5 protein-coding genes are annotated in these 17,136 nt (G+C 70.6%); all 5 read right to left on the bottom strand.

All coding sequences use genetic code 11. The features are described 5' to 3' along the window. Positions 1-176: 176 nt before the first annotated feature. From ACLQ29_RS33135 to sbnA, 5 genes are read right to left on the bottom strand one after another with little or no spacing between them, the layout of a single operon-like run. Positions 177-1,463 (bottom strand): MFS transporter, encoded by a 1,287-nt coding sequence (locus ACLQ29_RS33135; RefSeq protein ID WP_425775309.1) that lies wholly within the window; start codon positions 1,461-1,463, stop codon positions 177-179. A 5-nt stretch (positions 1,464-1,468) separates the two neighbouring features. Then, a complete protein-coding gene (locus ACLQ29_RS33130) occupies positions 1,469-8,629 on the bottom strand; it encodes an amino acid adenylation domain-containing protein (protein WP_425775308.1) in 7,161 nt (2,386 codons plus the stop codon). Continuing rightward, complete coding sequence (locus ACLQ29_RS33125; protein ID WP_425775307.1) at positions 8,626-15,090, bottom strand: amino acid adenylation domain-containing protein; 6,465 nt, start codon at positions 15,088-15,090, stop codon at positions 8,626-8,628. The genes ACLQ29_RS33130 and ACLQ29_RS33125 overlap by 4 nt, the downstream gene beginning before the upstream one ends. After that, positions 15,087-16,097, bottom strand: a complete 1,011-nt coding sequence (sbnB, locus tag ACLQ29_RS33120) for a 2,3-diaminopropionate biosynthesis protein SbnB (RefSeq protein ID WP_425775306.1) — start codon at positions 16,095-16,097, stop codon at positions 15,087-15,089. The genes ACLQ29_RS33125 and sbnB overlap by 4 nt, the downstream gene beginning before the upstream one ends. Next, complete coding sequence (gene sbnA / locus ACLQ29_RS33115; RefSeq protein ID WP_425775305.1) at positions 16,091-17,101, bottom strand: 2,3-diaminopropionate biosynthesis protein SbnA; 1,011 nt, start codon at positions 17,099-17,101, stop codon at positions 16,091-16,093. Before sbnA ends, sbnB begins: the two co-directional genes overlap by 7 nt. Positions 17,102-17,136: the final 35 nt, after the last annotated feature.

Genomic DNA, 17,136 nt, shown 5'->3' with positions numbered 1-17,136 from the left:
TGAAGCTACGCCCGTGCGATCGTCGTCGGAGGACCCGGCACCAGGGCGCTTCCTCCGCGTCATCACCCGGTGATGTCCGGGCCGACGTCGGCCCGGACATCACATCCTTCGCGTATGTCGGGTGAACCGTTCCGCAAGGAAACCACCTTGGTTCGCGGGCACTGGGCCCGAGCGGGCTACCGAGCAGCTGCCGCCGCAGGCTCGGGCTGCGGGCTGGTCAGCGCCACCGGATTGACGTGCCGCAGTGCCACCACCAGGTTGACCGCAGCGAGGGTGGCCAGGGCCGCGAGGACGAGCAGGGTCGTCGTCACGCCGAAGCGGCCGATCGCCATCCCGCCGGCCAGAAAGCCCAGCGGGCCGGCGATGTTGCTGATGGTCATGACCGCCTGGATCACCTTCGCTCGGATGTCCGCCGCGAACCGGGTGGCCAGGATGCTGAAGAACGGAGCGTTGGACAACGGAAGCGCCGCACCGGACACCGCGAGCGCGGCGACCAGGACCGGCACCGGCACGTCGAACAGCAGCACCCACCAGGGCAGGACAAGCTGGAAGGCGGCCAGCCCGAAGACCATCGTCGGGGACAACCGGCTGCCGATCAGATAGCTGACGGCCGCCCCGGCGACCGCGCCGGCACCGAAGCCGGAGAGCAGCAGCCCACCAACCCTGGCATCGCCGGCGAAGCGGGCGAACGCCAGCAGCGGCAGCGCGAGCATCAGGACCCGCATGAGGAAGCCGAAGCTGACGGTCGTGACCATCACCCGTCGCAGGAAGTCGTCCCGGAGCAATGCGCGTACCCCGGCCAGGATTCCCGAGTGATCCGGGGTCTGCCGCTCCTGCGGTGCCGACGTCGCCGGCTCCGTCCGCCGCGAACGCGCGACGAACCACCACAACAGCAGACCCGACACCGCCGAGGTCACGGCGTCGAACAACAGCACCTTCTCCGCGCCGAGTGTCGCGATCAGCACGCCCGCTATGGCCGGGCCGGCCAACGCGGCGATGTTGAAGCACCCTTCCAACACGCTGTTCGCCCGCATCAGCGCCTTCGGGTCCGGACCGGCGAGTTCGGTGGCCAGGTCACGTTGCGCGGCGAAGTAGGGCACTCCGAGTACGCCGATCACCGCGACGATCGTCAGGAGCAGGGGAAAGCTGAGCAGGCCCACCGCGGCCAGCGCAGGTATCGAACCGATGGCCACGAACTGCGCGAAGTCGATGACCACCATGGTTCGGCGTGCGCCGTACCGTTCGATGACCTCGCCGCCCGCGAATCCGAGCACCGCCATGGGGAGCACCGACACGGCGAAGACCAGACCCGCCCGCGGTGCCGAGCCGGTGCTCTCCAGCACCAGCCACGGCAGCGCGAGCGTCGTCATCTGGGTCCCGACGGCGGACCCGGCGCCGGCGGCATACACCGCCGCAAGGGCCCGTCTGGTGGAGCCCGGTGCGGGAGACGGCGCGGTCGACATGCCGTTCACCGTCGGCCGGCCGGCTTGTCGATCAGCCCCGTCAGAATGCCGGCGAGGTCCGCCACGTATTCCTTCATGACCGAGAAGTGCTCACCCTTCGCCCGGTGTACCCCCAGCCCGGCGGTCCGCTCGCGCCACCGTTGGAGGTAGTCGTGGTAGCTCTGGCCGGAGCTGACGACCTCGTGCTCGCCCAGCGCCAGCTCGTCGCTGACGATCAGATCCAGGTGGCCCGCGTACGGGCGGTCCCGGTAGGACAGCACCATTTCCATCACCTCCTCCCACATCCGCGCGCCGGGCAGCCACATCGTTCCCGCGCCGCGCTCGGGAAGCGTGATCCCGTCGTTGCCGACGATGTCGTCCACGATGTGTTCGAGCAGCGCCAGCGTCTCCTGCCGGAGCACCGAGGTGTCCTCGTCCGGCGGCGCCGCGTCGAGCCGCTCCAGGTTCGTCACACACTGCTTGATCAGCCCGTACTCCGACCAGAGGTGCTCCTTCTGCCAGGCGTCCTGCCCCGGGTCGAGCAGGATGAAGGTGACCTCCTCGCCTTCGGCCATCAGTCGGCTGGCCAGCTCGGTGCTCACCCCGCTGCCACCACACCAGCTGAAGATCCGGTACGGCCCCTGCGGGACCGCCTCCCGCAACTCCGCGAGGTAGCGGGTCGCCATGTCCTCCGTGGACGGCACCGCGCCGGTCGACGGGTCGCGGCCCGGCCATTCGAAGGCGACCACCGGCAGATTGGGATCGAGGTGCTCGGCCAGCCGCCGGTACCAGTGCGCGCTGCCGCCGCCGGGGTGCACACACACCAGTGGCGGCTGGTCACCGGTCCGGCGCAGCCAGAGCAACGCCGTGACCGGCTGCCGCTCGCCGTCGATCGACGCGGCGAGCGCCGCGAGCGTGCGGTGCTCGACGAAGGTTCGCACGGTCGTCTCGATGCCGTGCCGGTCCCGCAGCATCGCGATCGCCCGCAACGTCAGCAGCGAGTGCCCGCCGAGGTCGAAGAAGTCGTCGTCACGGCCGACCCGGGGCAGGTGGAAGACCTCGGTCCAGACCTCGGCGACGGCCACTTCCGTGGGCGTACGCGGCGCGCTGTATTCCCGTACCGACGTTCCCGCCGCCGGCCGCGGCAGCGCGGCCCGGTCGAGCTTGCCGTTGTTGTTCAACGGGAGCCGGTCCAGGCGGACCCAGGCCGTCGGGACCAGGAAGCCGGGCACCCTGCTGCGCATCACGTCACCGAGCCGGGCGGGGTCGGCCGGGCCGCCCTCGTCGAGCACGACGTACCCGACGAGCTGCTTGATGCCGTCCACGCCCGGGTACGCCGCCGCAGCGGCAGCCCGCACCGTAGGCAGCTCGGCGATCGCGGCCTCCACCTCGCCCAACTCGACGCGGTGTCCACGAATCTTTACCTGGTGGTCGCGCCGCCCGATGAAGTGGATCGTGCCGTCCGGATCCTGGCGGACTATGTCCCCGGTGCGGTAGAGCCGGTTTCCCGGCGCGTGTCCGGACGGGTCGGGTACGAAGCGTTCGGCGGTTAGGTCCGGACGGCTCTGGTATCCGCGCGCGACGCCCGGGCCCCCCAGCAGCAGCTCCCCCGGCACGCCGAACGGGACAGGGTCGAGGTTCTCGTCGACGACGTGCACGTAGGTGTGATGGATCGGCTTCCCGATCGGAATGACGTCGGTGAGCGCCGGCAGTGGGATCCGTGGATGGACGGTGGCGAACGTGGTGCTTTCGGTCGGGCCGTACCCGTTGCTGACCAGCACGCCGTGTTCCATCGCCTTGCGCACCTGCAGCGGCGGCAGCACCTCGCCACCGACCACCACTTCCCGTATCCCGGCCAACGCCTGCGGCCGAACGTCCATCATGGTGTTGAAGAGGCCGGTGGGCAGGCACAGCACGGTCACCCCGTGCCGGCGCAGGAGCTCGTCGAGCTCGTCGGCGGTCGGCGTTTCCGGGGAGACGACCAGCCGCGCCCCGTTGCACAGCGCGCCCCAGACCTCGAACGTCGACGCGTCGAAGGCGAGCGTGCCGGCTTGCAGCATGACCTGGTCGGCGTCCAGCTGCGCGTAGTCCTGGCCGTGCACCAGCCGGACGACGCCGCGGTGCGGGACCAGCACGCCCTTCGGGCGTCCGGTGGACCCCGACGTGTACGTGATGTAGGCGAGGTTCTCCGGTGACAGCGTCACCTGTGGCGCGGTGGTCGACCGGCTGCCGTCCGACCACCAGCCGGAGCCCAGGCTCAGCGTGGTCAGCCCGGCACGCGCCGCGAAACGGTGGGCGTGGGTCGGCCCGCTCACCAGGACCTGGGCGCCGGAATCGTCGAGGAGGTACTCGATGTGGCCGTCCGGATACTTGGGGTCGAGCGGAAGGTAGCAGCCGCCGACCTTGAGGATGCCGAGCAGCGCGACCACCGCGTCGATCCCGCGGTCCATGCAGACCGCGACGGGCGTTTCCAGGCCGACGCCGCGCTCACGAAGCGCCCACGCCAACTGGTTGGCCCGGGCGTCGAGTTCGCCGTAGGTCAGGCGCGAATCGCCGCACTCGAGTGCGACGGCGTCCGGCCCGGCCTGCGCCCGGGTCGTGAACAGGTCGGTGACGCACGCCTCGGGCAGGGCGGGCCAGTCCTGCTGCGGCTCGGTGAACCGGTGCGCCGGGGTCGAGCTGAGGTCGACCGGGTTCGCGCCGTCGTCGGCGATCATCGCGGTGAGCAGTTCGAGGAAGGTCTCGCCCAGGGCGGTCAGCCGCTCCTGGGTCGCCCAGCCGGCCCGGCACTCCAGTCGCAGCTCGCCCGGGAAGGTCAACGTGACCAGGGTGAACTCGTTGGGGCTGTCGTCGACGACCGTGCCGAAAACGTCCTCCTGCGCGTCGAGCACGTGGAAGTCGAGGTAGGAGAAGATGCTGCTGATCAGCGGCGTACCGGTGCCCCAGGCACGCTGCATCGCGGGGATCGGGTAGCGCCGGTGCGGCCAGACGGCAAGCTCCTCGGCGAACACGGCGCGCACGAGGTCGCGCCACCGGGGCGTACGCAGGTCCACCGCGAACGGCACCGTGTTGAGGTACATCCCCATCACCTCGTCGCCGCGCAGCAGTTCGGGCCGGCCGTTGACGACCAGACCGCTGAAGAACCGCCGCTGGCCGGTGACGACGCCGATCATCGCGAGGTGCGCGGTGTGCAGCACGGCCTTGAGCGAGGTCTGCGTCCGCGCGGCCAGCTCACGCAGCCCCGGTTCGAGATGCCGCCAGGACATCCGCAGCTCCGGCACCGCGCCGTGGCCGGCCGGGGCGGTGTCCGCTGGCAACGCGATCCGATCGTACTCGCCGACCCGGCTCCGCCAGAACCGTTCGTCCGGCCCGGCCGACAGCGATCGCCGTTCCAACCTGACGAAGTCGGCGTACCGCCCCGGGGGCGGGGGCTTCAGCGCATCGGGGTCCGCGTCCCGGATCGCCCGGTAGGTGTCCCGCAGCTCGGCGATGAGGGAGTGGTGGCTCCAGCCGTCCAGGATGGCGTGGCACTCGGTGTGGGTCAGCACCCACGTCCGCTCCCCGGTGCGGTGCACGTGCCAGCGCAGTTGCGGCGCGTGATCGATGGGCAGCATCGCCAGCTTCATCGTCTCCCGGTACCGCTCCAGGATGTCCTGCTGCTCAGCTTCCGCGAGCTCGCGCAGATCGTCGAAGCCCACCTCGACCCGCGCCTCGGCGTGGACGAGCTGCATCGGCTCGGTGTAGCCGGACACGTCGAACGTGGTGCGCAGGATCTCGTGCCGGTCGACCAGCCATTGCGCGGCCTGCTGCAACGCTGCCAGCGAGAACGGGCCGTCGTCGACGATGTCGAAGCTGGTGACGTTCTGGTATGCCGGGTGCGAGCTGTTGACCAGCATCTCGTACACCATGCCGGCCTGCACCTGACCCATCGGGTAGGCGTCCACCAGGCCGTCGGGGAGCCGGTCACGGTCGGCCGGGTCGAGTTGCTCGAACGGGCCGACCGGCAGCTCGTCCGCACCGGTCGCCGGCCGGTCGGCGAGCGTCGCCAGCTGCGCCGCGGTCTGGTGCGTGAAGATGTCCTGCACCGACAGGTTCAGCCCGCCCCGGCGCAGGGTTCCGATCGCGCGGATGGCACGGATCGAGTCACCCCCGACGTCGAAGAACCGGTCGTGCACACCGATCCGTTCGATGCCCAGCGCCGCCGCGAGCGCCTCGGCGACGACGCCTTCGGCCTCGGTGCGGGGGGCGACGTACGCTCCGGCCGCCCAGGCGCGGCCAGGTGTCGGGGCCGGCAGCGCGCGCCGGTCGGTCTTTCCGCTGGTGGTCAGGGGCAGCGCGGGCAGCAGCTGCCAGTGGCTCGGGATCATCGCCTCGGGCAGTCGACCGCGCAGGAACGACGCCACGTCGCTCACCTCGACGCCGGCGTCCGTGTCCCGGGCGACGAGGTAGCCGACGAGCTGGCCGTTGTGCACCGCGACGGCGACCGCGGACACTCCCGGGTGCTCCGCCGCCACCGCCTCGATTTCGCCGAGTTCGACGCGGTGCCCACGGATCTTCACCTGGTCGTCGAGCCGGCCGAGGTAGTCGATCCGACCGTCCGGCAGGTACCTCGCGAGGTCACCGGTGCGGTACAGCCGCCCTCCACCGCCGGACTCCTCGAACGGGTCGGGAACGAACCGCTGTGCCGTGAGCCCCGGGCGGCTGAGGTATCCGCGGGCCAACTGCACGCCGCCCAGCAGCAGCTCACCCGGCACTCCGATCGGGACCGGTCGCAGGTTCTCGTCGACGATGTAGGTGCGCGTGTTGGCGATCGGCCGTCCGATGGTGACCGGCGTCCCGGGCACGCACCGCACCGCGGTGACGTCGACGGCCGCCTCGGTTGGCCCGTAGAGGTTGTGCAGCTCGCAGCCGATCCGCTCGTGGACGGCGGCGACCAGGTCGGCGGGGAGCGCCTCGCCGCTACAGATCATTCGGCGCACCGACGGCAGCGGCCCGAACGACTCGGCCAGGAACATCCGCAGCATCGACGGTACGAAATGCAGGGTGGTGACCTGCTCGGTGGCGATCAGGTCGGCCAGGTAGTGCGGGTCGCGGTGGCCGTCGGGCCGGGCGATCACCAGCGTGGCCCCGGTGATCAGCGGCCAGAAGAACTCCCACACCGAGACGTCGAAGCTGTACGGGGTCTTCTGCAGCACCCGGTCGGAGTCGTCCAGCCGGTAGGCGTCCTGCATCCAGCGCAGCCGGTTGACGATCGCGCGGTGGGTGACCACGACGCCCTTGGGCCGGCCGGTCGAGCCGGACGTGTAGATCACGTACGCCGGGTGGTCCGGCCCCGCCGGGGTCGTGCTCGCCGATGCCGATCCACTGCCGGTGATGGCCGGTTCGCCGTCGGTGAGCACGATGGTGACACCGGCGTCGGCACACATGTAGTCCCGGCGCTCGGCCGGGTGGTCCGGGTCCAGCGGCAGGTAGGCGCCGCCGGCCTTCTGGATCGCCAGCAGGGCCACCACCAGCTCGATACCGCGTCGGCGGCACACGCCGACGATCGACTCCGGCCCGACGCCTGCGTCGACCAGGTACCGCGCCAGCCGGTCGGTCCGCCGGTCCAGCTCGGCGTAGGAGACGTCCTCGCCCTCGAAGCGGAGGGCGACGGCGGCCGGGGTCCGGGCCACCTGTCGCGCGAACAGCTCCGGCAGGGTGCCGGTCGGGTAAGCCACCTCGGTCTCGTTCCACGTCCGCACCACCAGCTCCCGCTCCGCCGGTGGGGGCTCGACCAGCTGGCTGATCGGTGCGTCCGGCGTGGCCGCGATGCTGCCGACGAAAGTGGTGAAGTGGCTCGCGAACCGCTCGATGGTGTCCCGGTCGAACAGCGCGGTGGCGTAGTTCAGGAAGCCGGTGAGGGTGCCGTCGGGCTGGTCGACGACCACCAGCGTCAGGTCGAACTTGGCGTCGCTCTCGCCGACCGGCATTTCCTCGGCGCGTAGTTCGCCGACGCGGCGGGCCGTGGAGTCCCCGTTGGCCCACAGGAACATGGTCGAGAGCAGCGGGGTCCGGGACGCGTCGCGCACCGGGGCCAGCTCGTCCACCAGCCGTTCGAACGGGAGTTCCTGATGGGCGTAGGCGCCGAGCGCCATCTCCTTGACCCGCCGGAGCACCTCGCGGAAGGACGGGTCGCCGGACAGGTCGGTGCGCAGCACCAGCGTGTTGAGGAACAAGCCGATCAGGTCCTGCACCTCGGCCCGGTCCCGACAGGCCACCGGGGTGCCGATCGTGATGGCGTTGCTCCGGCCGAACCGGCCCAGCGTGATCGCGTACACGGCCATCAGCGCCATGAACGGCGTCGCGCCGGACTGGCGGGCGAGTTCGTGCAGGGCTCGGGCGTCCGGCGCGGACACCGCGATCGGGACCAGGTCGCAGGCGCTGTCCCAGACCTGTGGGCGGGGCCGGTCGAGCGGCAGTTCCACCGCGGTGGCGCCGGCCAGCGCCTGCCGCCAGTAGTCGAGCTGACGGTCCAGCTTGGCACCGGACATCGCATCGCGCTGCCACGCGGCGAAGTCCGCGTACTGCACCGGTAGGGGCGCCAGCGGGGACGGCCCGCCGGTCAGCGCGGCGGTGTACAGCCGGTCGAGCTCACGCCACAGCACCTGCTCGGACCAGCCGTCGAAGGCGATGTGGTGCAGGGTCACCACCAGCGCGTGCTCCTCGTCGGCCAGCCGCGCGAGGGTTCCGGTCAGCACCGGGCCGGTCGCCAGGTCGACGGGTGCCCGGTCGTGGGTCATCCAGCCGGCCATCCGTTCGTCCTGGGCGGCGGGGTCGAGGCCCCGCAGGTCCACCTCGTGCAGCGTGGCCGGCTGCGGAGGGTCGATCACCTGGCCCGGTTCACCGTCGACCACCACGTAGCGGGTGCGCAGCACCTCGTGCCTGGCCACGATTGCGTCCAGCGCCGCCCGCAGTGCGCCGGGTTCCAACGGCCCGAACAGGCGCAGGCCGGCGCTGGCCAGATACTCCGTACCGCCCGGCCGGACCTGGTCGAGAATCCACAGCCGGCGCTGCGCGAACGACAGCGCGGGCGGCGTCTCACGCGAGACCCGGGTGATCCCCTCGTCCGGCGCGGCGTTCGCGGCACCTACGAGCCTGCGCCGAAGCAACTCCGCGCGCAGACCGGCTCGATCGATTGTCTCAGTCACAGGGCACCATCCTGGGAGAGCAGTTCGCTCATCTGGGCGTCGGTCAACTCGTCGAGTTCCGCCGTGATCAGGTCGGTCACCACCACCGCCAGCTCGGCCACGGTGGTCGCCTCGAACAGGCAGCGCAGCGGGACCTCCACGGCGAAGGCCGCCCGCAGCCGGGCCAGCACCCGGGTGGCCAGCAACGAGTGACCACCGAGCCCGAAGAAGTCGTCATCGACGCCGACCCGGTCGACGCCGAGAATGTCCGACCAGATCCCGGTGATGGTCTCCTCCGCCGGGTCCCGCGGTGCCACGTACCCGCGGGCGCGGTCGAGTTCGGAAGGTTGTGGATCTGGCAGCGCCGCCCGGTCGACCTTCTTACTCGGTGACAGCGGCAGGGCCGCGACGGTGACCCAGGCCGACGGGATCATGTACGAGGGCAGCGACTCTCGTAGGTACGCCCGCAGCTCGTCGAGGTCGGGTCCGGTGTCGTGGGGCCACTCCAGGTAGGCGACGAGCCGCTTGTCGCCAAGCCCGACGTCCTTCGCGACGACGGCGGCCGCGGACACCGCGGGGTGCCTGGCCAACACGGCTTCGATCTCGGCGAGTTCGATCCGGAAACCCCGAATCTTCACCTGGGTGTCGAGGCGGCCGAGGAAGTCGACAGCGCCGTCCGGCCGGAGCCGCACCAGGTCGCCGGTGCGGTAGAGGCGCGTTCCCGGTTCGGTGGCGAACGGATCGGGCACGAAACGCTCCGCGGTCAGCTCCGGCCGGTCGTGGTAGCCACGGGCCAGGCGCACGCCGCCGAGGTACAGCTCGCCGGGTACCCCGACCGGGAGCGGACGCAGCTCCGCGTCGAGCACGTACACCCGGGTACCGGCGGCCGCACGGCCGATGTGCAGGGTGGCCGTGCTGCGCTCGTCGGCGAGATCGCCCGACACGGGGTTGAACATGCAGGTGACGGTCGCCTCGGTCGGCCCGTAGGAGCAGAGAAACCGGCCGGGTAGGCCGGTCGCCGCCCAGCGTTGGGCGTCGGCGACGGTCACCACGTCCGAGCTGACGTTGACGAGCTTCAGCCCGGTGAGCCGGTCCACGCCGGACTCCATCATCTCCCGGTAGTACGCCGGGGTGATCTCCATGATCGTCACGCCGTACTGCGCCAGCTTGGCCGGCAGCTCGCTCGGCGCCCAGAAGACCGGGTCGCTCACCACGATCGTGGCACCGGCGGCCAGGGTGGCGCCGACCTGATCCATCGCGACGTCGAAGGTGAGTGCCGAGAGCAGCACGACCCGTTCGCCCGGGCGGATGCCGTACTGGTCGGCGACCACCCGGCAGTGGTGCGCGTACGCCCGGTGCGAGATCGTCACGCCCTTGGGGCGGCCGGTCGACCCGGACGTGTAGATGATGTACGCGAGGTTGTCCGGAACGGTGACCGATGCCGGGTCGGCCGTTGGCCGGCCGCTCGCCCGGTCCCCGTCGTCGACGACCAGCACCGGCCGGTCGTGCCCGGCGAACCGGTCGGCGAACGCGCCGGTGGTCACCACCAGGTGCGCTCCGGCGTCGGCGAGCATGTAGCGCAGCCGCTCCGGCGGATGTTCCGGGTCGAACGGCACGTACACCCCGCCGGCCTTGAGCACCGCCAGCAGCACCACGACCGGTGCGATCCCGCGCTGAAGGCACGAGCCGACGATGACCTCCGGACCAACCCCCATCGCACGGAGCTGGTGCGCCAGCTCGTTGACCCGGGCGTTCAGCTCGGCGTAGCCGAGCCGCTCGGCACCGAACACCACGGCGGTCGCCCCCGGAGTCCGGGCCGCCCACCGTTCGAACAGTTGCGGTACCGAGAGGTGCCGTTCGCCGGGCGGGTCGAGCAGGTCCAGCCGGTCCGCGTCGGGGTCCGCCCATTGGTGCACGATCGTGTGGCGTTCGTCGGCCGACAGCAGATCCAGCTCGCTGATCCGGGTCTGCGGGGCGGCGGTCACGCCGCCCAGCAGGCGCAGGTACTGGCCTGCGAGGCGTTCGATCGTCGAGCGGTCGAACAGCGCCGTGGCGTACTCGAACCAGCACTCCAGCCGGCCGCCCGGCTGCTCCATCACGGACAGGGTGAGGTCGAACTTGGCCACCGACAGGCCGCTGTCCAGGCCGGTCGCGGCGCACCCGGCGAGGGTGGACGTCGCGTTACCGGCACCGGTGTGCTGTACCTCGAACATGATCTGGAACAGCGGGTTGCGGGACAGGTCGCGGTCCGGTTGCAGGGCGTCGACGAGGTGTTCGAACGGCACCTCCTGGTTGGCGAACGCCTCCAGGGCGCTCCGGCGGACCCGGTCGACCAGGTCGAGGAAGGTCGGGTTCCCGCCCAGGTCGGCCCGGACCACGAGGTTGTTGACGAAGAAGCCGACCAGGTCCTCGGTCTCCGGCCGCGTCCGACCGGCGACGGGGGTGCCGATCGCGATGTCGGTGCGGCCGGTGTGGCGGCTCAGCAGCACGTCGAACGCGGCCAGCAGCACCATGAACAGGGTTGCGCCGGTCTGGTTGCCCAGCTCGCGTACTGCTGCTCCGGTGTCCTGCGGTATGTCGACGATGAACAGTTCGCCGCGCAGGTCACGCCCAGGCTGGCGGGGCCGGTCGGGGGTCAGCTCGACCGGAACGAGCCCGGCGAGCCGGTTTCGCCAGTGCTCGATCTGGTTGCCGATGGTGCCGTCGGCCTGCCGGTCGCGTTGCCAGGCGGCGAAGTCGGCGTACTGCACCGGAAGCGGCTGCGTTGACCAGGGGGTACCGGTGAGCCCGGCCACGTACGCATCGTTCAGCTCGCGCAGGAAGATGCCCAGCGACCAGTTGTCGAAGGCGATGTGGTGCAGGGTGATCGCGACCAGGTGTTCGTCGGCCGCCGTGTGCACGACCGTGACCCGCAGCGGACGCTCGTGGGTGAGGTCGAACGGCCGGGCGCTCACCGCTTCGATGATCGTCCTGGCGCGCTTCGCGGCCTCGGCGGTGCCGATCAGGTCCACCACGTCGAAGGGCACCGGGCCGGGGGGATCCACGAGTTGCAGCGGAACACCGCTGTCCCCGAGGTAGCGGGTGCGCAGCACCTCGTGCCGGGCGCTGACCTGCTCCACCGCGCGGCGCAGCGTCGCGGTGTCCAGCGCTCCGGTGAGGTGGTACACCATCGGGATCAGGTATTCCGCGCTGCCCGGTTCGAGCTGGTCCAGGAACCACAGTCGTTGCTGGCCGAACGAGGTCGGCAGGGTGCCGTCGCGGGGTACGGGCACGATCTGCGGCTCGCTGTCGGGTGTCGTGCCCGCGTCGATCGCCGCGGCGACCCGCTCCACGGTCCGTCCTTCGAACAGGGTGGCCACCGTCAGCTCCAGCCCGAACCTGCGGCGCAACCGGTGCGCGAGCCGGATCGCCAGCAGCGAATGCCCACCCAACGCGAAGAAGTCGTCGGCGACGCCGACCCGCTCGACCCCGGTCAGCTCACCCATGAGGGTGGCGACGGCCCGCTCAGTCTGCGTCCGTGGGGCGACGTGACCGGCGGCTACGTCATCGGGCTCGACGTGATCCGGGTCGTCGCCGGGTGGGCGGCTGCCGGGGGGCGGCAGCGCCGACCTGTCGACCTTTCCGTTGGGCAGCGACGGCAGCGCGGCCAGCGGAACGATGCTGGCGGGAACCATCGCGGCGGGCAGCCGCGTGCCGAGGAATCCAGACAACTCGTCGGTCTCCACCGTAGCCCCGGCGGTCGGCACCACGTAGCCCGCGAGTTCCAGGTCACCGGTGACGGACCGGTACGAGGTGACCACGGCCGCCGCGACCGACGGATGCGCCCGCAGCGCGGCTTCCACCTCACCGGGTTCGACACGCACCCCCCGCACCTTGACCTGCGCGTCGAGGCGGCCGACGAACTCCAGGACCCCGTCGTCACGCCACCTGGCGAGGTCGCCGGTGCGGTACCACCGCTGGCCGGGCCGGGTGGCGAAGGGGTTCGGGGTGAAGCGTTCGGCGGTGAGGTCGCCGCGCCCGGCGTAACCGCGGGCGAGGCCGACACCGCCGATACACAACTCACCCGGTGCGCCGATGGGCGCGAGCCGGCCGGCGGAGTCCACCACGTACAGGTCGACGCCGGGCAGCGCGGCACCGATCGGAACCGTACCGTCGCTCTCGCCACGCGCGTAGCGCCACGCGGTCACGTCGATCGAGGACTCGGTCGGGCCGTAGGTGTTGTACAGCTCCACCTCCCGCACGCCGAGCAGTCGCTCGCACAGTTCGGTCGGCAGCGGCTCGCCGGCCGAGCAGACCAGCCTCAGCGCGTCGCAGGCGGCCAGCTCCGGCTCCTCGACCACGGTGCGCAGCACGGACGGGACGAGTTGCACCACGGTGATCCGGTACGCGGCGAGGGCACCGACCATCACCGCGGTGTCGCGGTGCGCGTCCTGCGGCGCCATCACCACAGAACCGCCGGACACCAGCGGCGCCAGGAACTCCCACATCGACGCGTCGAACCCGATGGTCGTCTTCTGGAGTACACGGTCGGTACTGGTGAGCCCGAACCGGTCCACCGCCCACAGCACCCGGTTCCGGATCCCGCCGTGACTGATCACGACGCCCTTGGGGCGACCGGTGGAGCCGGACGTGTACATGACGTAGGCGGCGTTCGCGGCGTCGCGCGCCACCGGCGGCGGTGGCGTGGCGCGGGCGATGTCGTCCCACTGCTCGTCGAGCACCACCACCGGGGTCTGCTGCGGGATCCGCTGTCGCAGCGCCGTGTCGGTGAGCACCAGTTCGACGCCCGCATTTTCGATCATGAACTCGAGTCGCTCGTCGGGCAGGTCGGGTGTGAGCGGGACGTAGACCGCGCCGGCGGTGAGCGAGCCGAGCAGCGCGACCACGAGATCGGTACCGCGGTGCAGGGCAACGCCGACGGCGGTTTCCGCGCCGACTCCGCGCATGCGCAGGAAGCTGGCCAGGTTGTCCGTCCTGGACCTCAGCTCGGCGTAGGTCAGCTCGGTGTCACCACAGACCACGGCCACCGCGTCCGGCGTGGCCTCGGCCTGCGCCCGGAACAGGTCCGGCAGCAGCGCGTCGGTCGCTGGGCGCGGTGCTGGGTGCCAGCCGAGCAACCGCTGCTGTTCCGCGCCGGTCACCGTCGGCACGTCGCGCAGCGGCGTCTCCGGCGCCGCCGCCAGGTTCTCCAGCAGCGCCACGTAGTTGTCGGCCATCCGCTGGATCCGGGCCCGGTCGAAGAGCGCGGTCGGATAGGTGATCCGGGCGACCCAGGATCCGTCCGGCTCCTCGGTCATCTGGAGCGACATGTCGAAGGTGGCACTGCGTACGGGGGTCGGCACCCAGTCGACCTCGATGCCGGGCAGACTCAGCGGCTCCCCCTGGCCGTTCAGGACCGCGAACCCGACCTGAAAGAGCGGGTTGCGGGACAGGCCGCGGTCCGGCGACAGTTCGGCGGCCAGGCGTTGCAGGGGTACGTCCTTGTGTTCGAAGGCGTCCAGGGCCGTCTCGCGGACCCGGCCGAGCAACTCGACGAAGGTGGGATCGCCGGACAGGTCGGTCCGCAGCACCACCGTCTGCGCGAGCGAGCCGATCACCGGTTCCAGCTCGACCCGGTTCCGCCCGCTGGTCGACACCCCGACACCGAAGTCGAGCTGGTCCGCGTAACGGCTGATCAGAAGCTGGTAGGCGGCCAGGAACACCATGAACGGCGTCGCTCGGGCGGCGCGTCCCACGGCGCTGATCCGGGCCGCCAACGGGGCCGGCACCGCGAACGCCACCACGTCGCCGGCCGGTTCCCAGGCGGCGGGGCGCTGCCGGTCCGTGGGCAGTTCCAGTGACGGCAGTCCGGTCAGTCGCTCACGCCAGTAGTCCAGGTGCCGGACGGACGCCGCGTCGTTCGCGTCCCATCGGCTCCGCTGCCAGTCGGCGAAGTCGGCGTACTGCAGCTCCAGCGGCGCCAGCGGCGACTGCTCGCTGGCGGCATGGGCCGCGTAGAGCACGCCCAGTTCCCGGGCGAGGATTCCCAGCGACGGGCCGTCGAAGGCGATGTGATGCACCACCAGCATCAAGATCGCGTCAGCGGGGGCAAGCTGCACGAGGGTCAGCCGCCAGGAGGATGATCCACGCAGGTCGATCGGTGTGGTCACCGCCGCCTCGCCGATCTCCCGTACCCGTCGGTCCTGTTCGGCTGCCGGGTGCCCGGTGAGGTCCACCACCGTGAGGTCAGCCGCCACCGGCTCGTCGATGATCTGCACCGGCTGTCCGTCAACCGTCGAATAGCGGGTGCGCAGAATCTCGTGCCGGCCAGCGATGTCAGTGAAGGCGGCGGTCAGCGCCACCCGGTCCAGCGGCCCGCGCAGCCGGAATCCCCAGTGCAACAGGTACTCCTGGGTGCCGGACCGGACCTGGTCGAGAAACCACAGCTGCTCCTGCTCGAACGACAGTCGGAGCTGGTTGTCGGTTTCGAGGATGTCGGTCATGCGCACACCTGCTGCTTCGTCGGTAGGAAGTCATCCAATGTGGTGCCCAGGCTGCGGCCCGTCGCGGCACGCCGGACCAGGTCGGCCACCGCCAGATCCAGGCAGCCGAGTCCGAACGGCGAGAACACCGTCACGGCTTCGTCGCTTCTGACGTACCGCTCACCGGCCACCAGGACTTCGCCGAGCGAGGCGGCGATGAAGTCGCGGTGGCCGGCTTCCTGTTGGGCCAGATCCAGCGAGGTCGCGGCCCGGCACACGTGGTCCGCGTCGTCGACGATGTTCACGCTGGAACGGATCGAGTCGGTGGTGAGGTCACGCAGGGACAGATGCAGCACCAGCGTTCCCGGGCGGCAGTGCTCGGTACCCAGGTGCGGGGCGCTCGCCGTCGTAGCCAGGCACACCAGCTTGTGGCGGGACATGGCGTCGGCCGCGTTCTCGGCCACGTCGATCTTCAACGTCGGCCAGACCGACCGCGCCTCGGCGGCGAAGGTCTGCGCCCGTTCGACGCTGAGGTCGTACAGGGTCACCGTGTCCAGCGTCGGCAGCACGGTGCGCAGATACCTCAGCACCTCGAAGTTGATCGGACCGCAGCCGACGAGCGTCACCGCGGATTCGGGGCTGGACGAGGAGAGCGTGGACGCCGCCAGGGCGGCGCTCGCGGCCGTACGTCCGGCCGAGATCGCCGACGCTTCGAGGATCGCCTCCGGCACGCCGGTGTGTACCGAGTTCAGGATCATCACGGCCGAGGCCCGGTGCATCCCCCGGTGGAGGTTGCCGGGGAAGGATGACACCCACTTCACCCCGCAGGTCGGCGTCTCACCTCCCAGATAGGCCGGTAGCGCGATGATCCGCTCGCGCTCTCCGTCGGGGAAGCGGAGGAAGACCGACTGCGGTACCCGGGTACGGCCCAACGCGTGCGACCGGTACGCCGCCTCCACCGCGGACACCACCTCGCGCTCGCCCCCGTCGAGGACGGAACGGACCTCACCTGCTCCGAGAATCAACATGGCGTCACCTCCATGTCGGGCTTGGTCCACAGGTGCGACACGTCACCGAAGTACGTCAAGACCCAGTCGTCGTCGTAGATGGTGTCGAGGTACCGCTCACCGCGGTCGGGAAAGACCATCGCGCAGGTGGCCCCGGGTCGGATCTGATCGCGCATCTGCTCCAGGCCCGCCACGACGGCACCCGACGAGCCACCGACGAGAATCGCCTCGCGGGCGGCCAGCCTGCGGCACGCCACAATCGCGTCGAGATCGTCGACTCGGACCACGACGTCGGCCAGATCGCTGCGGTATAGCTTCGGACGCACCGATGCGCCGTGGCCGGGAATCATCCGCCACCCGACCGCTGGGCCGAATATCGCACTACCCAACGCGTCCACCGCCACGATGGTCACCGGCAGTTGGTGCGTCCGGATGTATTCGGCGCACCCCCGCAGGGTCCCGCAGGAACTCGTGGCACAGAACAGGTAGTCGATGTCCGGCAGGGCGCGCACGATCTCTCGTACGGTCGTATGGTGTGCCTGCGGGTTGAGCGGGTTCGAATACTGGTCCGGGCAGTACGCGTGATCGATCGTAGCGACGAGTTCACGCACCCGACGGATACGGACGGGCAGGTACTCTCCGGTGGCCGGATCGACATCGGTGACCACCTCGACCTGCGCGCCCAGCGCCCGCATGATGGCGATGTTGTCCTTGTTGGTGCGCGGGTCCACCACACAGATGAAGCGAATTCCGTAGTACCCGCAGACCTGTGCGAGCCCGATTCCGAGATTGCCGGAACTGGACTCGATCACCACCGATCTTCCGGGTACGAGCCGCCCGTCGTGTATGCGTCCTCGCAGCATCTCCAGCGCCGAGCGGTCCTTGATACTGCCGCCCGGATTGTGGGACTCCAACTTAGCGAACGTCCTGAACGTACTCTCGGGGTCGAGCTTCACCAGCTCGACGATCGGTGTCGCTCCGATGGTCGCCAGCACTCCTGACCCGGTGGGGGTTTGTTCGGTCATAGAGCCGCTCCTCGAATTGCATCCGCCGCGATGCG

It is taken from the genome of Micromonospora sp. DT228 (genome assembly GCF_049841595.1).
Lineage (GTDB): Bacteria > Actinomycetota > Actinomycetes > Mycobacteriales > Micromonosporaceae > Micromonospora.
The sequence above is the reverse complement of the archived record's forward strand: the minus strand, read 5'-3'. Positions and strand labels throughout refer to the sequence as shown.